Annotated in this window: 17 protein-coding genes and 1 pseudogene; 3 read left to right on the top strand and 15 right to left on the bottom strand. The window is 68.9% G+C overall.

All coding sequences use genetic code 11. The features are described from left to right. Window positions 1–5: 5 nt before the first annotated feature. The 3 genes from SCAB_RS40535 to SCAB_RS40525 form a co-directional block, all read right to left on the bottom strand. A complete protein-coding gene (locus SCAB_RS40535) occupies window positions 6–890 on the bottom strand; it encodes a carbohydrate ABC transporter permease (RefSeq protein WP_013005862.1) in 885 nt (294 codons plus the stop codon). Between the two features lie 50 nt (window positions 891–940). After that, complete coding sequence (locus SCAB_RS40530; RefSeq protein WP_013005861.1) at window positions 941–2,242, bottom strand: ABC transporter substrate-binding protein; 1,302 nt, start codon at window positions 2,240–2,242, stop codon at window positions 941–943. Between the two features lie 195 nt (window positions 2,243–2,437). After that, window positions 2,438–3,436, bottom strand: a complete 999-nt coding sequence (locus SCAB_RS40525; protein ID WP_013005860.1) for a LacI family DNA-binding transcriptional regulator — start codon at window positions 3,434–3,436, stop codon at window positions 2,438–2,440. Window positions 3,437–4,072: 636 nt separating this feature from the next. Between SCAB_RS40525 and SCAB_RS40520 the strand changes: the two genes are divergently transcribed. Beyond that, window positions 4,073–5,503 (top strand): family 43 glycosylhydrolase, encoded by a 1,431-nt coding sequence (locus SCAB_RS40520; RefSeq protein ID WP_013005859.1) that lies wholly within the window; start codon window positions 4,073–4,075, stop codon window positions 5,501–5,503. Here SCAB_RS40520 and SCAB_RS40515 read toward each other — a convergent pair. Continuing rightward, window positions 5,497–5,984: pseudogene (locus SCAB_RS40515) on the bottom strand (alcohol dehydrogenase catalytic domain-containing protein); the annotation flags it as partial. The gene SCAB_RS40520 and the pseudogene SCAB_RS40515 sit on opposite strands and share 7 nt — an antisense overlap. Window positions 5,985–6,796: 812 nt before the next feature. On the opposite strand from SCAB_RS40515, the gene SCAB_RS40510 reads away from it, so the two are divergent. Further along, the gene (locus tag SCAB_RS40510; protein ID WP_037728731.1) at window positions 6,797–7,897 is read left to right on the top strand and encodes an NAD(P)/FAD-dependent oxidoreductase; all 1,101 of its coding nucleotides are present in this window, start codon (window positions 6,797–6,799) and stop codon (window positions 7,895–7,897) included. Between the two features lie 227 nt (window positions 7,898–8,124). Here the strand turns inward: SCAB_RS40510 and SCAB_RS40505 are convergent, their stop codons facing one another. Next, window positions 8,125–9,246, bottom strand: a complete 1,122-nt coding sequence (locus SCAB_RS40505; protein WP_013005855.1) for a hypothetical protein — start codon at window positions 9,244–9,246, stop codon at window positions 8,125–8,127. Between the two features lie 405 nt (window positions 9,247–9,651). Between SCAB_RS40505 and SCAB_RS40500 the strand changes: the two genes are divergently transcribed. After that, window positions 9,652–9,894: a DUF1931 family protein gene (locus SCAB_RS40500; protein WP_013005854.1), complete on the top strand. Its 243-nt coding sequence runs from the start codon at window positions 9,652–9,654 to the stop codon at window positions 9,892–9,894. Between the two features lie 163 nt (window positions 9,895–10,057). Here SCAB_RS40500 and SCAB_RS40495 read toward each other — a convergent pair whose 3' ends face one another. The 10 genes from SCAB_RS40495 to dnaK form a co-directional block, all read right to left on the bottom strand. Then, window positions 10,058–10,450: a DUF2267 domain-containing protein gene (locus SCAB_RS40495; protein ID WP_013005853.1), complete on the bottom strand. Its 393-nt coding sequence runs from the start codon at window positions 10,448–10,450 to the stop codon at window positions 10,058–10,060. 233 nt (window positions 10,451–10,683) lie between these two features. Next, window positions 10,684–11,145, bottom strand: a complete 462-nt coding sequence (locus tag SCAB_RS40490) for an Hsp20/alpha crystallin family protein (RefSeq protein ID WP_013005852.1) — start codon at window positions 11,143–11,145, stop codon at window positions 10,684–10,686. A 99-nt stretch (window positions 11,146–11,244) separates the two neighbouring features. Next, window positions 11,245–13,026: an FAD-dependent oxidoreductase gene (locus SCAB_RS40485; protein WP_037728728.1), complete on the bottom strand. Its 1,782-nt coding sequence runs from the start codon at window positions 13,024–13,026 to the stop codon at window positions 11,245–11,247. Next, window positions 13,026–13,289, bottom strand: coding sequence for a UBP-type zinc finger domain-containing protein (locus tag SCAB_RS40480; RefSeq protein ID WP_013005850.1), 264 nt, complete (start codon window positions 13,287–13,289; stop codon window positions 13,026–13,028). The genes SCAB_RS40485 and SCAB_RS40480 overlap by 1 nt, the downstream gene beginning before the upstream one ends. A gap of 6 nt (window positions 13,290–13,295) precedes the next feature. After that, window positions 13,296–13,754 carry a thioredoxin gene (gene trxA, locus SCAB_RS40475; RefSeq protein ID WP_037728727.1) on the bottom strand — a complete coding sequence of 153 codons (459 nt, stop codon included), beginning with the start codon at window positions 13,752–13,754 and terminating at the stop codon, window positions 13,296–13,298. After that, window positions 13,751–16,390: an ATP-dependent chaperone ClpB gene (gene clpB / locus SCAB_RS40470; RefSeq protein WP_013005848.1), complete on the bottom strand. Its 2,640-nt coding sequence runs from the start codon at window positions 16,388–16,390 to the stop codon at window positions 13,751–13,753. Before clpB ends, trxA begins: the two co-directional genes overlap by 4 nt. Further along, window positions 16,381–16,788 carry a chaperone modulator CbpM gene (locus SCAB_RS40465; RefSeq protein WP_037728726.1) on the bottom strand — a complete coding sequence of 136 codons (408 nt, stop codon included), beginning with the start codon at window positions 16,786–16,788 and terminating at the stop codon, window positions 16,381–16,383. The genes clpB and SCAB_RS40465 overlap by 10 nt, the downstream gene beginning before the upstream one ends. Then, window positions 16,788–17,741 carry a DnaJ C-terminal domain-containing protein gene (locus SCAB_RS40460; RefSeq protein WP_013005846.1) on the bottom strand — a complete coding sequence of 318 codons (954 nt, stop codon included), beginning with the start codon at window positions 17,739–17,741 and terminating at the stop codon, window positions 16,788–16,790. The genes SCAB_RS40465 and SCAB_RS40460 overlap by 1 nt, the downstream gene beginning before the upstream one ends. A 6-nt stretch (window positions 17,742–17,747) precedes the next feature. After that, window positions 17,748–18,365, bottom strand: coding sequence for a nucleotide exchange factor GrpE (locus tag SCAB_RS40455; RefSeq protein WP_037728725.1), 618 nt, complete (start codon window positions 18,363–18,365; stop codon window positions 17,748–17,750). 9 nt (window positions 18,366–18,374) lie between these two features. Then, on the bottom strand, window positions 18,375–20,282 hold the full coding sequence (dnaK, locus tag SCAB_RS40450; RefSeq protein WP_037729241.1) for a molecular chaperone DnaK: 1,908 nt from the start codon (window positions 20,280–20,282) through the stop codon (window positions 18,375–18,377). Window positions 20,283–20,294: the final 12 nt, after the last annotated feature.

Here is a 20,294-nt window from a genome sequence, read left to right as displayed (position 1 = left end):
GGGGTTCAGCCCTTGGTCAGGTCGCGTCGCGAGAAGCGGAAGATGATGAGGGTGACGCCGAGGCAGACGACGGTGAGCAGGGATGCGATGGTGCTGCCGTAGCCGTAGTCGCCGTAGGAGAACGCGGTGCGGAACATGTAGAGGGTCAGGGGCGTCGTGTCGCTGCCCGGTCCGCCGTTGGTCAGGGCGAGCACCGAGTCGAACACCTTGAGCGTGCCGTTGATGCTGAACACGACCGAGGAGAGCAGGACGGGCGCGGACAGGGGCAGCACGATGTGCCGGATCAGCCGCCAGCCGGTGGCGCCGTCCAGCCGCGCCGATTCGAGCGTCTCCTCGGGGATGTCGAGGAGCCCGGCGAAGATCAGGACGCCGTAGAAGCCCATGGAGCGCCACACGTCCACGACGACGAGGACGGCGAAGGAGCCGCCGGCGCTCGCGAACCAGTCGCCGTGGTGGAGACCGAGCCCTTCGAGGGCCGCGTTGGCCAGGCCGTTCTGCGGGGCGACGGCGAAGAGCTTCTGGAACATCAGGGCGACCGCGACCGTCGGGAGGATCACCGGGAAGAACACCAGCGTCCGGACGGTCGCGGACGACCTGCGAAGGACGAACACGTAGAGCAGGGCGAGGAGATATCCGCACAGGACCTGCCCGACGCTGACGGCGAGTCCGTACTTGAAGGTGAACCAGAGGGCCGAGTGCGCCTGCGGGTCGTTCCAGAGCTTGTCGAAGTTGCCGAGCCCTCCGAACGTGAAGCCCTCGATGACGTTGCCCTTGAAGAAGGTGTACCCGAGGGACCAGCCCATCGGGACCAGCATCACCAGGGTGTACACCAGCAGCGCGGGGCCCAGCAGGACGGCGATGGCACGGCGGTCTCCCAGAACTGAACGCATGACGGCTCTTTCACGAAGGGTGTGGCGCGGACGGCGGTGGTGCGGCGGGATCAGCCGTTGTCGAGATCGGTCTGGATCTTCTGCATGAAGTCCTTGGCCGAGAGGGATCCGTTGACGAGCGGCGCGGCGTTCGTCTGGCTGGTCTCCGTCGCCTTCGTGTTGAACAGCGCCTCGAACCACAGGGTGCTGGTCGTGGTCTTGCCGATGGTGTCCTGGACCGTCTGCGTGAGCGGGGGAAGGGTGCCGGTGTCGCCGTTGGGCTTGAACCCGGAGACGGTGCCCTGGTCCTTCAGGGAGGCGGCGCCGTAGTTCTTGGTGATGCAGGAGAGCCAGTCGCCGACCTTGGCGTCGTAGGACTTGGCGGAGACGGCGACCGGGAGGCCGACGTTGGCCGGGATCTGGTCCGCGCTGCCCTTGCCGCCCGCGACCGCGGGGAACGGCATGAAGCCGACGTTGTCCGCGCCGATCTTGTTCTTGGTCTTGTCGTTGAAGTCGCCGAGCGCCCAGCTGCCCATGTAGAACATGGCGGCCTTGCCGGTGAGGAACTGCTGGGTCGCGGTGTCGTAGTCGATCGATCCGACGCCCTTGCCGAAGTAGCCCGCCTTGCCGAGGTCGGCGATGGCCTGCGCGGCCTTCACGTAGGCGGGGTCGGTCAGCTTGGCCTTGCCGTCCGCGACGTCCTGGAGGGCGTCCGGGCCGAGGTCGCGGTAGAGGTAGCCGCTGACGAGGCGGGTCAGGGGCCAGCCGTCCTTGCCGTCCGCGGAGAACGGGGTGACGCCGGCGCCCTTGAACTTCTTGGCCGCGGCGACCAGTTCGTCATAGGTGGCCGGCGTGGCGACGCCGTTCTCGGTGAAGAGCTTCTTGTTGTACCAGATGCCCTCGATGTTGAACTGGTACGGCATCACGTTGAACTTGCCGTACAGGTTCTCGACGGTCTTGATCGCCGCCGGCTGGAGGTCGTCCCACACACCGAGGTCCTTGAGCGTCTTCTCCAGGTCGAGGACCTGGCCGGCCTTGTCCAGGGTCTTGGTGAGCTGCGGGGTGCCGCCCGCCGCGAACTGCACCGGCAGGGCGTTCTGCCCGGCGAGCAGCTGCACCTTCTGGTCGACGTTGCCGATCGGGAGCGTCTGGATCTTCAGCGGCAGGGCCGTGTTCTGCGTCTTGCACGCGCCCTTGCTCAGGGTGGTGAGCTCCTGCTGCACGATGTGGTTGTCATCGTTGATGGTGAGGCTGAATTCCTTGGTGCCGCCGCTCGACGTGTTCGAACCGCCGCCGCAGGCGCTCAGCAGGAGTCCGGCGGAGGTGGCGGTTGCCAGGACGGCAAGGCTGCGGGGCTTGAGGGTGTGGTGCACGGGGTTGCTCCTCGCGGTGCACAGCGCATTGAAGCGCTTCAATGTTGCCCCGGAACCTACGGCCCGCTACGCGACCATGTCAAGGATGATTCGCCGGTATTTCCGAACCGCAATGCACCCGTCCCGGCAGAAAACAGGTGCCCCCCGAGTCGGACTCGGGGGGCACCTGTTTTCTGCCGGGACGGGTGGGGCGGCTCAGTGCGGCGCGCTGGCCCGGACGATCAGCTCCGGTTCGAGCACGACGGTGGCATGCCGGTGCTGCGCGCCCGCGGCCACCTCGTCCATCAGCAGCCGCATGGCTTCCTGTCCCATCGCCCGCCCCGGCAGGTCCACCGCGGTCAGGGGAACGGCCGCGGATCCGGCTGTCCGGTTGTTCTCGCATCCGACGACCGCGACCTGGTCGGGCACGCCGATGCCCGCCACCGTGTGCAGTTCGTGGATGATGCCGTTGGCCAGCTCGTCGGCGACGACGACCAGACCGTCCGGCAGGTCGCCGGGCTCCCGCCCGGCGAGAGCCCGGCCGACCAGGTGCCCGTGCGCCGTGGTCAGGCCCGCACTGTCGATCTCCTCCAGCGTCACCCGTCCGCCGGCCTCCTCGACCGCCGCGCGCACCCCCCTGCGCCGGTCACGCACGGGCTGGTAGTCGTCGTGCGCGACCACGTACGCCAGCCTGGTGCGGCCCGTGTCGATGAGGTGGCGGGCCGCCAGGTATCCCACGTGCTCGTTGTTGACCAGCACCGAGCAGCACGTGCCCGGCCTCGGCGCGAAGTTGAGGAGCACGATCTGACGTCCGTGCGAGCGCATCCGGGCGATGCCCTCGGTGGAGTCCTCCATCGGAGCCAGCAGCACTCCGGTCACCCGGGCCTCGTCGAACACGTCCAGATAGTCGTTCTGGAGCCCCATGTCGCACGCCGTGTTCGCGAGCAGCAGGTTGAGGCCGGCGGTGCGGGCAGCCTCCTGCGCGCCGTGCGCCATGTCGATGAACAGCGAGTTCTCGATGTCCGCGAGCACCATGCCAACACTGTCGTTGGACCCCGAGGCCAGTGAGCGGGCCGCGTCGTTGCGCACGAAACCCAGCCGGTCTATGGCCTCACGCACGCGCTGCGCGGTCACGGGGCTGACCTTGGCCGGATGGTTCAGGACGTTGGAAACCGTTCCGAGCGAGACGCCCGCCGCCTTCGCGACATCCTGCATGCTCGGACCGGCGTGTCCGTTCGCTCGTGGACCTGCGGCTGCCACGACGCTCCTCGGCTTCCGGTCTCCTTCGAACCGGGCACGTCACTGACGCGGCCCGGTCGGTCTGAACACCCGCAGGATACACGCTGGCGTTAAAGCGCTCCAACGTCTGCGCGTGACACACGCTCCGGAACTCACTGGATGTGAGCGCATATGCCCGGCTCGCGCCGTTTTCACCGGCGCGCTCGCGAGCTGTGGCACTCCGGGACAGCGCCCGCTCCACAAGACCCGCCACAGGAACGGCGGCCCGCACCGAAGTTGCCGCTGTCTGCAGGATGCTGCGAGAACCCTTGACGCCCGGACCGGGGAGTGTCAGCCTCACACCGCTGAAGCGATTGAAGCGTATCAATCCGCCCTTCGGCTCTGGAATGCCGGCCCACGCGGCGACCTCCCCGCAGCCGTACCGGCCATGCACAGGCCCGGCCATGTGCTCCGGTTCCCCGTCGGAGCACATGGCCGGCCTCGGCGCCCCGGGGCAGCGGTGCGGAGACGGGGGACGTGCCGGGTCCGCATCGAGCTGTGCACGCGTGAGCCGACGGCCGGACCCCCGCCGCACGGTCACGCCCGTGCATCAGCGACACAAAGGAGTCCCGAATGACAAGCCAGCGCGCCGGAGGCGCATTCCCCGAGATCCGCGGCCGCCGTGTCCCTCCCGCCCTTGCCGCGATCCTGGCCGCCCTCGTGGTCGTCATGGGTCTGGTCACCGCCGGCCCGGCGAAGGCACTCGGCGGTGATGTCCGGATGCACGACCCGAGTGTCATCAAGGTGGGGCACTGCCACTACGGATTCTCCACCGGGTTCGAAAGAGACCCGCTCGACCCCAGCGGATCCCTCACCATCCGCAAGACGTGCGCCCGCACCGCCGCGACCGGCTGGGCGAAGGTGGGCAACGTCTGGGAGACGACCCCGTCGTGGATCACCGCCAAGCTCGGCGCGACTCCGCCGAACATCTGGGCCCCCGACATCGCGTACTTCAACGGCAGGTACCACCTGTATTACGCCGGTTCCCGATGGGGGACGAACTACGCGGTGATGGGCCTGGCCACCGCCAAGCACATCGAAGGCCCGTGGACCGACCAGGGCATGGTCACGGACGTCAACTACCCGATCGACCCCGACGTCGAGAAGGGGCCCCACGGCCGGCTGTACATCTCCTGGGGCTCCTGGACCGGCAGCGGCACCTACATGCACGCCCTGAACCCTCGCACCGGCAAGTTGTCCAGCACGGACAACGAGCTCCGCCACGTCGCCATCAACATCGAGAATCCCACCATCATCCACAACGGCGGCTACTACTACCTCTTCGGTTCCAAGGGTTGGTGCTGCAACGGGGTGAACAGCACCTACTACACCGTGGTGGGGCGCTCCACCAGCATCACCGGCCCCTACCTGGACCGGAGCGGCACGGGCATGCTGTCCGACGGCGGAACCACCGTCCTCACCGGTGCGTACCCCAAGGTCGCCGCGGGTGGCGCCGACGCATTCGAGGACGGCAGGTCCGACTTCCTCGCCTACCACTACTACGACGGCGACAACGCCGGGCAGGAGACCCTCGACATCCGCCGGGTGACCTTCGCGGGCGGATGGCCCGTCATCGCCGGCCCGCTCGGTGCCGCCCACAACCATCTGCTGAACCGCAACAGCGGCAAGTGCGCGGACGTCTGGTACCTGAGTACGGCGGACGACGCATCGGTCAACTCCGGGAACTGCAACTCCGGCGCCAACCAGCAGTGGGTGTCGACGCCGGTGGGCCGCAACCACCAACTGGTCAACGTCAACAGCGGCAAGTGCCTCCAGGTCTCCGGCGCCTCCACCGCCGACGGCGCGGCGGTCGTCCAGTCGACGTGCACCGGTGCCCCGCACCAGTTGTGGAAGAGGACCCCGGTGATCGGCGGCTATGTCACCTTCACCAACGTCCGCAGCGGTAAGTGCCTGGAGGTCGCCGGAGCGTCCGGCGACAACGGCGCGGCCCTGGACCAGTCGACCTGCGCCGCCGGCGCCAACCACCAGTGGATGGTCGTCTGACGGCTCCGGTTGTCATCAGAACGGCGACCGACGGGTGTGACCAGGATTCTTACTTGGCACCAGGCGACGTTCGTGACCTGCTCTGATGCCAAGTAGCGTCCGCCCTGGTAGGGGCCCATGTCGGCGAAGCCGTAAGCGGCTCCGGCGATGGCCGGTTCCGGCTGCATGGTCAGGCAGTAGTTGGTCAGCCCCCGCTCGCACTGCTTGCAGAAGCCGCAGGCGATGTTGAAGAGCAGGACCACGTACTCGCCGACCTGGACCTGCGTACGGCCGGGCCGATCTCCACGACCTGGCCCATGTTCTCGTGTCCCAGCGTGCGGCCGGACTCGAACGAGGTGCGACCCTCGTACATGTGCAGGTCCGAACCGCAGATGTTGGTGGTGGTGATCTTGACGATGATGTCGCAGGGGTGCTCAATCTTCGCGTCCGGTGCGTCCTTCACCGCGACCGTACGCGGGCCTTCGTCAACCGCTGCTGTCATGATTGCGATCCCTTGCTGCCGCGGCATGACCGGTCCATGGCGGTGATGGAGCCGGCGCGAAAGGCCTCGCTCCCGGGGCGCTGAACGAGGGATGCGGGACTCGCTCCGTGACTCCGGCATGCCTCTGCGGGTCGTTCACCCGGATCAGGTGCAACGGCGCGGCCGACGACTTGCGATGCGGAGTACGGCGGCGTGCTGCCCGGGTCCCCGTCGACTCTCGACGCGAAACGAACACACACACATCAATCAGAAAAATCTTCCCATCCGGACGACCACCGACCACCGCCGTATCCCCGACTGGGATTCCGGCTGTGCCGTGGTGGACGTCGCGGGCGGCCGGCCGAATGACGAGGTCGCTCGAGATTCGGCCGATGCCGTTCTCAGTGGTCACGTGGTGTTCGCGGCAGGGACGGAGCGCGCCGGAACGTGGCCATGGAGCGCCGCGAGAACCTGGGCGAGGCGTTTGCGGGAGAGCGCGAGTGTCAGCTCAACGAAAGCTGCGGTGCCGTCGACAACGTGCGCCGCATCGTCAGCTCCTGAACGCAACGCGTAGGCAGATCTGCTCTTCCCAGGCCTCGACCAGGGCGTCCGCCCCGCGACTCTCCGCCCGTCGGTCAGGGCCGCCGTCCGAGGTGGCGGCTTGACATATTTCAGGCCAGTGTGAGGCTGGAGAAGAGGCGGTTCCGCCGCCGTAGCGCGTAGAGCCTGGCAGTGCCGCCCATCGGGTCCAGTCACCCACCAGTTCGCGGCGGCGACAGATGCCCCCACCCCTGCTCCGTAGGGGTCTCCGGGACGCGAGGTGAGGCGATCCAATGGACCGGGTTCCCGAGGTGGCCGTGGTAGGAGCCGGCATCGTCGGACTCTGCACCGCCTATGCACTGGCCGAACGCGGAACGACGGCGCGAGTCTACGAGAGCGGCGTTCCAGGCAACGGGCAATCCGGTGGCGAGTCCCGCATATTCCGTCACGCGCACGACGACGCCCGCCTGGTTCAATTCACACGGCAGGGCCGCGCGATCTGGGGCGAGTGGGCCGACCGGTTGGGCGCCGAACTGATCTCCCAGGATGGAGTGGTCGCCCTGGGCGATCCCGTTCCTGGAAGACTTCGCATTCTGCAGGATGTCGGCGGCATACCGGTCCGGACCGTGGACAGCGCCGAGCTTCAGGCCAGCATGCCGCTGCTCGCGGCCTACCGCGGTCCCGCGATGCTTGACGAGGACGGCGGTGCCATCCGCACCCGTGTCGCGGTCGCGCGCCTGGCCGAGGCACTGGGTGACTCTGTGGTCACCGACGAGGTCCTCTCGTTGCATCCCACTGGCCGCGGCACTGTGGAGGTGCTCAGCGTCGTCGGCCGCGAAGAGTACGCAAGCGTCATGGTATGCGCCGGCTTGGGCACCGCTCGGCTCGCGCGCAATATGGGGCTTTCGCTCCCCATACGGTCGGCGGCCCACGTCCGCCTCACCTTCCAGGTCAGGGGAGCGCCCCCGGAACGGGTCGCCTGTCTGCAGGACAGCAGCGGCGACTTCGGGGAGGTCGGCGTCTACGCGGCCCCCTACCCGGGCAACAGCCGCTATGCGGTGGGCCTCAGCCAAACGGTCGAGGTGCGGGAGGACGGCAGCGTCGTGGACCCCGAAGCACTGGCGGCACTCAGCGACCGCGCCGGCGCGTACGTCTCCCGCGCATTGCCCCGCCTCGACCCCGAACCAGTAGAGCACCTGCACTGCTGGGTGACGAGCCTGCCGTGGAGCGAAGACGGCATAGCGGTCTGGGAAGCCGACAGGGTCTTTTTCGCAGCCGGGCACAACCTCTTCAAGCAGGCACCTCGACTGGGACGGGCATTGGCCAGCGCGGCCATGGCCGAAGAACTCGAGGAGAGCCTGCGTCCGGCGGCAACACTCGGCCGACCCCTCTGAACGCCCCGACAGTTGGGACCTGTCACTGGACGCCCTGCAGACGCCCCGGCCGCGTCGCCTGGCTGAGCGGGTGCGCGGTAGGCGGTGAGGCCGAGGATGGCGGCGGGACTCGTTGTGCACATCTGGCGTGCCGACGCCTGCCGTGCCGACGTCAAGGCCGCGGTCTGCCGGGGGGACAGCAGACCGGCGACGGCTGGGACGATATCGCTCCACCGTGCACGAGCTCGTTACTCGTCTTGGCCGTTCTGCAGCTGGCGGCGACGTTCCTGTTCGCGCTTGGAGTAGGCGGCCGCCCGGATCGCCTCGTCGCTCTCCAAGCCTGATCCCAGTGCGCCGCCCACGGTGGCGACCGAAGCGACGAACCAGGCCAGCGTCACGTACTCCTCGGCGTGCAGCGGGGTTCGCGTCATGGAAGCGAACACTTGGTCGTTGAGGATGAACAGCGCCCACACCCAGTTGATGAGCATCAGACCCACGTAGCAGACGAGCACCCCGATACCCACGGTCGCGACCGTCGAGGCGTTGTACAGCCGCGCCCTCTGCCTCGCCTCCGGCGAGCTCTCCGCTGATCGATGCCACAGGTCCGCGTCTATGATCAGCCAGCCGATCATGATCGCGACAGATCCTACGGTGGCGATCACAAGGCGTGGCGTGCTGAGGGACGCGGCCAGGTTCCAGACGGTGGAGTTCACGGTGGCGACGGCCCCCGTGGCGAGCGCGGCCGCCAGGGCTTTCGACAAGCCCGGCACCAACCGCCACGGCCGATTGGCGCGGACCATACCGGCGAGCACTCGCAGGTAACCGAGCGGCCCGCTGACGACGTACCGAAGGTCGTCGGTCTCCTTCTGGCCGGGGCGGCCCGGATGAACAGGCGCGAGACGTTTGGCGGAGGGCCCAGGACGCGGCTGACTTCGTGGAGGTCCTTCAGCACCAGTGGTTTGCATGCCCGCCATGTCAAGCACGACGTCTTCGACGGCCCGCCGGGCCCTCGTCAGCAGCCGCAGGCCTCCCAGTGAAGGAAGGGAGAGCAGCGCCAGGCCATGTTCGTGATTCAGATTCACAGCGAGCCTGCGCCCGTGTGAGTGCAGCGGAAGGTCGGTGAGGGCCACGAGGATGTCCCAGTTCTCCGCACCCCCACGGTCCATGATCCGGCGCATCAAAGTGGGCGGGTCTTCCGCCCCGGCGCTGAAGGGCTCACTGACCACCTCGACGTCGAACCGTCGTCCCTGGCCCGACTTGTCGGCGAGCCGAGCAGAAAGTGTCCGGGCCATGCGCTGCGCGATCTCTGTCGGCGCGTCCGGATCCGCCAGGAGAGCCACGACTGTAACGCCCTGAGAAGTCACCTGCATGGCTGGACCCTCCTCGTCGGCTGCCCCGCCGATCCCGAGTGCCCACAGACGCCGCCGACGTAACGTCGATGCCGCGTGACACGCGACCTCCGCCTGCAGGTGCGGGCGGTCACACGACCTGCTCCCACCGCTCCACGAGCGCGTCCACCACCGCGAAGACCCACTCCGGCATCACTCCGGCACGCACCGCTGCTCAACTGCCTCTCCCGATCGATCTCCGGCCCTGCCGTCGGACCGCGCGCCCGTCCAACGACCCGGGCGGTCGGACGCCTAGGCCTGGCAGGGGCAAGGCGGAGAGGCTGATTGGGCCCGACATGCGCATGCGTTCGCGCGTCCGCGCGACCAGCCTGGCTGGGAGCCCAAGGGCCGGGAGCCACCCGGATCCCACAGCGGGAGGTTGCCACCATGACCGTGATGTCCATCGCCAGGTTCGAGAAGTTCTTCCGTGCGGCCGCAGGACTGGACGTCGACAAGAACGATCTCAAGCGCTACAGCGACTTCGTCGACGCCAAGCTCTACGATCTGCTGACCGTCGCCCAGGCCACTGCCAAGGCCAACGGTCGCGACGTCATCCGGACCTGTGACCTACCGATCACGGGGACTCAGCACTGGGACGAGGCTCGAGCCGTCTTCGACCTCCTGCTCTGAGCGGCGACGGCACCAAGGGGCTCAGGCCACGGCCGGAGATCGAGTGTCGGAGGAATCAGACCGTAACCGCTCGTCCTCGACCGGATCACCGAGGGCATGGCGACGATGCTTTCGATACGACCATGGGTTCTCCGGGAGACGGTCCCGAAGCAGCTGCTTCAGCTCAGTCCGCGAGGTCGGCCTTGCCGAACAGGACCGCATAGCTGGAGGGGAGTTGACTGATGATCTGGTTCAGTTCTCCGCCGGTGACCGCGTCGGCGACGGTGGTCAGGACGGCGCCGGCGTCCCACTGCGCCGTTCGCGGCCGGGCATCGGTGCGCTCGGCGACCCGGCGGCAGAACTCTTCGATCCCGAAGCTCTGCGCGTGCTGCGGCGTGGCGTGGTCCAGAACCTGTCCCAGCGGGTCGGGCAGCTGGGATGCGAGGTCCTTGACCTCTCCCGGGCTGATCCGTCGGGCCGGCACTTCCAGCACGGCGTTGGTGACGTCCGCGGCTTCATCCTGGTCGTTGTATTCGCCTCGCTCGCGTACACGGGCGAGGAATCCGTCGTATTTCATCGCCGCCTCTTTCTGCCGCGCAATGCGTAGCTGCCACTAGCAGGGCTGCTGGGCCCTCCCGTTCGGACCCACGCGAGGCACGGCGGAATCGGACCGTGGTGGTCATGCGACGCGGTGCTCCGGCGCCGCGCGTGGGTGCGAAGCAGAGGAGGGCAAGCGTCAAGCCCGGTTGACGAGCCTCGCCGGCCCGGCCGTGCTGCCGGACGGGTGTCCGGAGCCCCGGCGTTCGCATGTCAGCCACTGCTCCCGGTGCTTTCACTCGTCTCGCTGATCTCGACGTGCCGGGGCTTCGCGACCTCGGCCTTGGGGACGGTGATGGTGAGCACCCCGTCCGACATCCGCGCATTGATCTTCTCGGTGTCGACCTCTCCGGGCAGCCGCAGCCGGTACTCGAAGGCTCCGGTGCGGCGGGTGCTCCGGCGTAGTACGCCTTTGTGTTCCTTCTCCTTGATCTCTCCGGTGACCACCAGCTCCTGGCCGTTCGCTTCGACGTCGATGTCCTGGCTCCTGACGCCGGGGAGTTCGATCTCGACTCGGAAGGCGTCGTCGGACTCCGCGACATCCGCCGACGGCGTCCACGCGACTGCGGTTGTCGCGCCTCCCACCGTGGATTCGATCAGCCCGCTCATCTCGCTCAGCAGTTGGTCGAACTCCGTCAGCGGATTGCGTGCCCAGCCGAGCGGCCTGGCCTGCATTGCGGCACCCCGTTGGTGCCGGACGGGCGTAGTCATTCCCATCCCATTGCCCCCTTCTCCTTCTCCCTCTCCTTCTCGTGATCTCGTCGCTCTCTGGGGTCATCCGAGCCAAGCGGACTCCTTCGGACGGATGTGCGGGGAGCTGTCGGTGCCGCCGGGCGCGGCCGTGTGGCCCAGATAGCGGTGCACGAAGTGGATGCTCATCGCGCCTTCGCCGACCGCGGAGGCCACGCGCTTCACCGAGCCGCTGCGGACGTCGCCGGCGGCGAAGACGCCAGGCAGGCTGGTCTCCAGCGTCAGGCAGTCGCGGCCCTGGCTCTGCCAGACTTCGGGAACGGATCGGGCCTGCGCCTCCGCGCCGGTGAGCACGAAGCCGCGCGCGTCGAGGGCGAGCGCGTTGGACAGCCACTCGGTGCGGGGCTCGGCGCCGGTGAAGACGAACAGGGCCCGCACCGCGAGCTGCCGGTGCTCGCCCGTACGGTGGTCGGCCACGTCGACGGCCTCCAGCGTCTTGTCGCCGAGCGCCTCGGTCACCTCGGTGCGCAGCAGCACCCGCACCCGCGGGTGGCTCTCGACCTGGTCGATCAAGTAGCGGGACATATGCGCATCGAGACTCGGCCCACGGACGAGCAGATACACCTGCGGTGCGTACCCGGCCAGGAAGAGTACGGCCTGGCCCGCGGAGTTGCCTCCGCCGACGACGGCCACCGGGTCGGTGCGGCACTGCTGGGCCTCGTAGAGGGTCGCCGAGTAGTGGACGCTCGTTCCCTCCAGGCGTTCGATGCCGGGCACCTGGAGGCGGCGGTAGCGAGCGCCGGTGGCCAGGACGACGGTGCGGGCGGTGATCTCGCCGCCGTCGGCGAAAGCGACGGCGTAGTGGCCCTCCCGCGGTTCGAGACGGGCCGCCTCCGCCGGGACACTGATCCGGGCGCCGAACTTGGCGGCCTGGAGCACGGCGCGGTCGGTGAGTTCGGCGCCGGAGATGCCGGAGGGGAAGCCGAGCAGATTCTCGATGCGGGACGACGTCCCGGCCTGACCGCCGGTGGCCATCACCTCGACCAGGGTCGCACCGAGACCTTCCGAGGCGGCGTTCACCGCGGCGGCGAGACCGGCGGGTCCGGAGCCGATGATCAGGAGATCGCCGTGATGGTTTCCCGCGGGCAGCGAGGGCAGGCCCATGAGCCGGGCCAGTTCCGCGTTGCTGGGGTTGCGCAGCAGTGTGGTGTCCCGCCAGATGACGAGCGGTGTCTCTTCCGGGCCTACGCCGAAGCGGCGCAGCAACTCCTCGGCCTCCTCGTCCGTCTCCAGGTCGATCCAGCGGTACGGCAGCCGGTTGCGGGCGGCGAACTCACGCAGCCGCCGGGTGTCGGGCGAATAGCGCGAGCCCACGATGCGGAAGCCGGCGCCCTGCCCGACGAGTAGGGCACGGCGGCCGAGGCAGGCGCGCAGCACCAGATCGCCGAGGACGGAGTCCCGGGTCACCAGGTCACGCAGCTGGTCCATGGACAGGTCGAGGATCTCACCGGGGTCCCTGACCGTAGCGGTGTAGAAGGCCACCTGCCCGTTCAGGAGGCCGAGTTCGCCGATACAGCGGCCAGGGCCGTGCACACGCAGCAGACGTTCGTCGGGCATGCCGTAGCCCTCGACGACGGCGACCGAGCCGCTGAGGACGACGTAGAACGTCTCGCACCGCTCCCCCTCCCGGATCAGCACATCGCCGGCGTCGACTTCGCGCCGCCGACCACGCTGCGCCAGGCGGTCCATCTGATCCTCCGACAGGCGGGGATAGGCGCCATAGATGTCGGCGGTCTCGAAGGGGACGCTCTCCTCCGTCTCGTCCGGCACCTGCGCCGCGCTTGGCCCCGTATCGTCGCCGGACATCACACGAACGCCTCGTGGACGAAGCACCACCGCCAGTCCTCACCGGGCTCCAGCGACGCCGCGATCGGATGTCCGTCGGCGGCGGCGTGACGGCGCGCGTGCCGGTTCGGCGAGGAATCGCAGCAGCCGACGTGGCCACAGGTCAGGCAGAGCCTCAGGTGGACCCACGGGGTGCCGAGCAGCAGACACTCCTGACATCCGTCGGGGGTCAATGGCTGGACCGGCCGGACGAGCGCGAGGTGGGGGTCGGTTCGTACGGTCATGGCTGATCACCCTTTCCCGGCCGGTTCGCGGCCCGCGATCGACTGCTCCACCCACCGCCGCAGGGCTGGGGCAGGTGCGACGCCCGCTTGCCGGGCGATGGTCCGCCCCTTGTCGAGGACCAACAGTGTCGGTACCGCCTGGACCTCGAACCGCTGCGCCAGGCGTGGGTTCTTGTCGACGTCGACCTTGACCAACTTGATCTTTCCCGCGAGATCGGCGGCGACCTTCTCCAACGCGGGACTCACCATGCGGCAGGGACCGCACCAGGTGGCCCACAGGTCGACGACGACGGGCACGGTGGCCTGCTCGACGACCTCGGTGAAGTCGTCGTCGCCCGCATCGGCCGTCCACGGCAGCGGCTGTTTGCAGTTGCCGCACGTGGGGCGACCCTCGGCGGCCACGGGTACCCGGTTGGTGCGCCCGCAGTGCGGGCAGGTGACGTTGGTGGCCTGCACGGTACTCATGCCGCCCTCGCCCCCTTCTCGTCCTCGGGCTGGTCGTAGGTCACCACCAGCTCGCCGTGCTCGGCGTCGACGCGGACCTTCGCGCCGTCCTGCACGTCGCCGCGCAGCAGGGCGCGCCCGACCAGCGTCTCGACCTCGTGGGAGATGTAACGCCGCAGCGGCCGGGCCCCGTACACCGGGTCGTAGCCCTGGTGGGCGATCAACTCACGTGCCTCGTCGGTGAGTTCGACGGTGATGCGGCGCTCGGCGAGGCGGCGGCGCAGTTCGTCGAACTGCAGCTCCACGATCCGCTCGATCTGCCGCTCACCGAGCGGCTTGAACAGCACGATGTCGTCGACGCGGTTGAGGAACTCCGGGCGGAAGTGCCCGCGCAGCTCGCCCATCACCAGGGCGCGGGAGTCCGGCTTGATCTCGCCCTCGGCGGTGGCGCCGTCGAGGAGGTGCTCGGAGCCGATGTTGGACGTCATGATGATCACGGTGTTGCGGAAGTCGACGGTACGGCCCTGGGCGTCGGTGATGCGGCCGTCGTCGAGGATCTGCAGCAGGGTGTTGAAGACATCGGTGTGCGCCTTCTCGATCTCGTCGAACAGCACGACCGAGTACGGCTTGCGGCGTACGGCCTCGGTGAGCTGACCGCCCTCCTCGTAGCCGACGTATCCGGGCGGGGCCCCCATCAGCCGGCTGACGGTGTGCCGCTCCTGGTACTCGCTCATGTCGAGGCGGACCATGTTCTCCTCGGAGTCGAACAGGGCCGCCGCGAGGGTCTTGGCCAGCTCGGTCTTCCCGACGCCCGTCGGGCCGAGGAAGATGAACGAGCCGATGGGGCGGCGCGGATCCCGGATGCCGGAACGGGCGCGGATGATGGCGTCGGCGACGAGCTGAACGGCCTCGTCCTGGCCGATCACGCGCTCGCGCAGGATCTCGTCCAGGCGCAGCAGCTTCTCGCGTTCGCCCTCCTGGAGGCGTGCGACGGGTACGCCGGTCCAGGCGGCGACGATCTCGGCGATCTCCTCCTCGGTGACGACCTCGCGCAGGAGCCGGTTCTGCCCCTGCTTGGCGGCCAGTTGCTCCTCCTCGGACTTCAGCCGGCGTTCCACGTCCTGGAGCCGGCCGTAGCGGAGTTCGGCGGCGCGGTTGAGGTCGTAGGCGCGTTCTGCCTCCTCCGCCTCGTGGCGGACCTGTTCCAGTTCCTGGCGCAGTTCCTGCACGCGGCGGATCGCCTGCCGTTCGGCCTCCCACTGAGCGTGCTTGGCGTCGGCCTCGCCGCGCAGGTCGGCCAGTTCCCTGCGCAGCTCCTCCAGGCGGGTCTTGCTGGCCGGGTCGGTCTCCTTGGAGAGGGCGGCCTCCTCGATCTCCAGGCGGGTGACGCGGCGGGTGATCTCGTCGAGTTCGGCGGGCATCGAGTCGATCTCGGTACGCAACCGGGCGCACGCCTCGTCGACGAGGTCGATGGCCTTGTCGGGCAGGAACCGGTCGGTGATGTAGCGGTGGCTGAGGGTGGCCGCGGATACCAGCGCGGTGTCCTGGATCTTCACGCCGTGGAAGATTTCCAGGCGTTCGCGCAGTCCGCGCAGGATGGAGATGGTGTCCTCCACGCTCGGCTCTTCGACCAGGACCTGTTGGAAGCGGCGTTCGAGGGCGGCATCCTTCTCGATGTGCTTGCGGTACTCGTCGAGGGTGGTGGCGCCGATCATGTGCAGTTCGCCGCGGGCGAGCATCGGCTTGAGCATGTTGCCCGCGTCCATGGCCCCTTCGGCGGCGCCGGCACCGACGACAGTGTGGAGTTCGTCGACGAAGAGCAGGATGTGCCCCTGGGCGGCCTTCACCTCGGACAGCACGGCCTTGAGGCGTTCCTCGAACTCGCCCCGGTACTTCGCCCCGGCCACCAGAGAACCCATGTCGAGTGCGAACACGGTCTTGTCGCGCAGTCCTTCGGGCACATCCCCGCGGACGATGCGCTGGGCCAGTCCCTCGACGATGGCGGTCTTGCCGACGCCGGGGTCGCCGATGAGGACCGGGTTGTTCTTGGACTTGCGGCTGAGGATCTGGGTGACGCGACGGATCTCGGCGTCGCGGCCGATGACCGGGTCGAGCTTGCCGTTCCTGGCCTCGGCGACCAGGTCGCGGCCGTACTTCTCCAGCGCCTCGTACGCCACTTCGGGGTTGGCCGAGGTGACGCGCTGGTTACCGCGGATCTGGGTGAGCGCGCTCAGGAACGAGTCCCGGGTGATGCCGTGCTCCTTGAGCAGGCGTCCTGCGGCGGTCGCCGAGCCTTCCTCGGCCAAGGCGAGCAGGAGGTGCTCCACGGACACGTACTCGTCCTTGAGGCGTTTGGCCTCCCGCTCGGCCGCGTCCAGCAGCCGGGACAAGCGCTGGGTGACGAACACCTGGCCCGGCGCCGCACCCGGGCCGGTCACCTTGGGCCGGCGGGACAGCTCCTCACCCACAGCCGCACGGAACTCCTCGGGCTCCCTGCCCGCCTGTTGCAGCAGCCGCGGGATCAGGCCGTCCTCCTGGTCGAGGAGCGCGAGCAGCAGATGCTCCCCGTCGACCTCGGTCTGTCCCATACGGACGGCGGCGGTCTGCGCCTCCTGGAGGGCTTCCTGTGACTTCTGGGTGAGTCGGTTCATGTCCATGGCGGTATGTCACTCCTCGTACCGGCGCGGCGCAGGGCGGCTTCGAGCAGGCTGATGCGGTCCAGCAGATCGAGCACCAGACCGATGGATGCGTAGTTGAGACACAGACCGGAGCGCAGCCGCTGGACGCGGGCGAGCACCGCAGGGGCCTCGGAGTCGAACACCAAGTGCCCCGCAATGTCGCGCTCGGCGTCGACCAGGCCCAGGGCAACCAACCGGCGGACCAGGTCGGGATGGACACCGGCGCGGCGGGCCACGGTGTCCAGGGAAAGCCTGGGCACGGGGACGAGCGCGTAGCGCACGGCCGTGGAGCCGGCGCTCGTCCGTACGGGACGCCCGCCCGCGTCGGCCCGGGATGTCCGGCCGCCAGCCGCCGCCCGTGAGGGTCGGTCGCTCATCACGTCCTCCTGGGGTCGTACGAAGAGGTGGCGGCGAGCTCCTCGAACAGCTCGCGCTCCCGGTCGCTGAGCTTGGGCGGCACCATGACGCGGAGTTCGGCGTAGAGATTGCCGTCCGCACCGCGCGGGTTCGGCATGCCCTCGCCGCGCAGCCGCAGCCGCCGGCCACTGGACGAGCCCGGGGGTACTGTGACCTTGGCCGTGCCGCCCCCGGGGGTGGGCACCGGAACCGTCGCGCCCAGCGCGGCCTCCCAGGGGGTGACCGGAAGCCGCACGTGCACGTCCCGGCCGTCCAGCCGGAACCGAGAGTGCGGTTGGATACGCACCCGCAGATACAGATCCCCCGCGGCGGCGTCACCACTGCCCCGTCCGCCCTCGCCCGCCAGCCGGATGCGCTGCCCGTCGGTGACGCCGGGCGGTACGTCGACCTCGTACCGCCGCGGCTGCCCGGTGGGACCGGCCAGCGTGACGGTGCGGCGGCCGCCTCGGTACGCCTCCTCGACGGCGAGCGGCAGTTCGGCCTCCTGGTCGGCCCCGGGCACACCGCCGGGGGCGGCGCCTGCTCCGAAGAGCGAGCCGAGCAGGTCCTCGATGTCGACGCCCTCCGCTGCGAAGTCGTCGTCGAAGCCGGTGTACCGGACACGGGGGCCGCCTGCACCCGCGGTCCTCCGAGCGCGGAAGCCGCCACCGGGTCCGGCACCTGCACCGACCCGCTCCTCCCAGTCCTCTGGGACCTTCCGGAAGTCCTCGCCGAAGCGGTCGTAACGGGCCCTGGTCTTCGGGTCCGACAGGACGCTGTACGCCTCGTTGAGGTCCTTGAAGCGTTCCTCCGCATCCGGGGCCTTGTTGACGTCGGGGTGGTACTTGCGGGCGAGCGTGCGATACGCCTGCTGGATCTCGTCCTGGCTCGCGGTCCGCGACACGCCCAGCGCCTCATAGAAGTCCTGTGCCATGACCGGTCACTCCCGCTTCGCGACCGTCACGGCGGCGGGCCTCAGCTGGCGTTCGCCGTCCCCGTAGCCCGGGCGGAGCACCTCGACGACCGTGCCCGGTGGGGCGTCGGGGTCCTGGACGACACCGACCACCTCGTGCCTGGCCGGGTCGAAGGCGACGCCGGTCTCCGCGTGCCGCGGGTAGCCGAGCAGTTCGAGGACGTTCACCCCCTGATCGCGCACCGCCCGGACGCCCTCCACGATCGCGCCGGGATCGGATCCGGCATGCGTCAGGGCGAGTTCGAGGTTGTCCAGGACGGGCAGGAAGGCAGCGGCTGTGCGGGACCGCTCGGACGTTCGCTCCCGCGCCAGTTCCCTGGTGTGGCGCTTGCGGAGGTTGTCGAGGTCGGCGAGCGCACGCCGCCAGCGGTCCTCGAGTTCCTTGAGCTCGACCCTGTGCTCGTCCTCGGACGGGGCGGGGCCGCCGGCCGCGTCCGGGCCGGGTTCCTCATCCGCGTCGGACTCCGGCCCGGTCGGCGGGCCCGAGCGCGGAAGATCCCCTCCAAGAGGGCTTACGGCGCCCTCCGGAGCCGGGTCGGCCGGGTCCGGCACGGCCGGGTCGGATTCCCTGGGGTGGATCGGCATGGCGGTTCCTCAGTCCTTGTCGAACTCGGCATCGATCACGTCGTCGTCACCGCCACCGCCGCTCGGGCCGCCGCCGGTCGCACCGTCCCCGGTGGCGTCCTGGTCGGGACCGCCCGTGGCGCCGCCCTGATGTGCCGACAGCCCTGACAGCACCTGCTGGAGTTCGGACGTCAGGGGCCGCGCCCGCTCCACGCCTGCCTCCTCCTTGACCGCCGCCCTGGCGTCCGACACCAGCATCTCGGCGCGTGCCTTCTCGTGCGCGGGTACGGCGTCACCCAGCTCGGCGAGGCGCTTGTCGACCTGGTATGCGACGGCGTCGAGCTCGTTGCGGGCGTCGACGGCCTCCCGCATAGCCTGGTCCTGGCCCTGGTTACGCTCAGCCTCCTGGACCATGCGCTCGACCTCACTGCGGTCCAGGTTGGAGCTCTCGGTGATGGTGATGCCCTGCTCCTTGCCGGTGTCCCGGTCTCGGGCCTTGACGTTGAGAATGCCGTTGGCGTCGATGTCGAAGGTGACCTCGACCTGTGGCTCGCCGCGCGGCGCCGGGCGGATGTCGGTGAGCTGGAAGCGACCAAGCACCCGGTTGTCGGCGGCCAGCTCGCGCTCGCCCTGGAGGACGACGATGTCGACGGCAGGCTGGTTGTCCTCGGCGGTGGAAAAGGTCTCGGTGCGACGCACGGGAATGGTGGTGTTCCGCTCGATGATCTTCGTCATCACGCCGCCGCGCGTCTCGACACCCAGCGACAGGGGCGTGACATCGAGCAGTAGGACGTCCTTGACCTCGCCCTTGAGCACGCCGGCCTGGATCGCGGCGCCCAGGGCCACGACCTCGTCGGGGTTGACGCTCATGTTGGGTTCCTTGCCGCCGGTCAGCCGACGCACCAGCGCCTGGACGGCGGGGATGCGGGTGGAACCGCCGACGAGGATGACCTCATCGATGTCGCTCTCGCCGACCTTGGCGTCGGCCATGGCCTGCTGCACCGGCCCCAGGCAACGCTCCACGAGGTCGCCGGTGATCTGCTCGAAAGTGGACCGCATGACGGAGTCGGTGAGGTGCTTGGGGCCCGAGGCGTCGGCGGTGATGAACGGTAGGCTGACCTGCGTCTGCGTCACCGAACTTAGCTCGGTCTTGGCCTTCTCCGCCGCCTCGAACAATCGTTGCAGCGCCTGCGGGTCTTTGCGCAGGTCGATGCTGTTCTCCTTCTGGAAGTCGTCCGCGAGGTAATCCACCAGACGCCGGTCGAAGTCGTCGCCGCCCAGATGACTGTCACCCGCCGTGGAACGCACCTCCACGACGCCGTCGCCGACGTCGAGGACGCTCACGTCGAAGGTGCCGCCGCCCAGGTCGAAGACGAGGACGGTCTCGTGCTCCTTCTTGTCCATGCCGTAGGCGAGGGCAGCCGCGGTCGGCTCGTTGATGATCCGCAGAACCTCCAGTCCCGCGATCCGTCCGGCGTCCTTGGTGGCGGTGCGCTGAGCGTCGTTGAAGTAAGCGGGCACCGTGATGACCGCTTCTGTGACCCGCTCCCCCAGTTGCTTGGAAGCGTCGTCGGCGAGCTTGCGCAACACCTGGGCACTGATCTCCTCAGGCGCGTACAGCTTGTCGCGCACCTTGAATCGGGCTGCCCCGCCGTCGCCCTCGACGACGTCGTACGCCACTGCCCTGGCCTCGTCGGAGATCTCATCGAAATGCCGGCCGATGAACCGCTTGGCCGAGTAGATGGTGCCCTTGGGGTTGAGGATCGCCTGGCGCCGGGCGAGCTGGCCCACCAGCCGCTCCCCGGTGTCGGTGAAGGCCACCACCGACGGTGTCGTACGGTTGCCCTCGGTGTTGGGCACGACGGAAGGTTCGCCGCCCTCCCACACGGCGATCACCGAGTTCGTGGTGCCCAGGTCGATGCCCACTGCCTTGGCCATGAGGAACTCCTC

This window comes from Streptomyces scabiei 87.22 (genome assembly GCF_000091305.1).
GTDB classification, from domain to species: Bacteria; Actinomycetota; Actinomycetes; order Streptomycetales; family Streptomycetaceae; genus Streptomyces; species Streptomyces scabiei.
The sequence above is the reverse complement of the archived record's forward strand: the minus strand, read 5'-3'. Positions and strand labels throughout refer to the sequence as shown.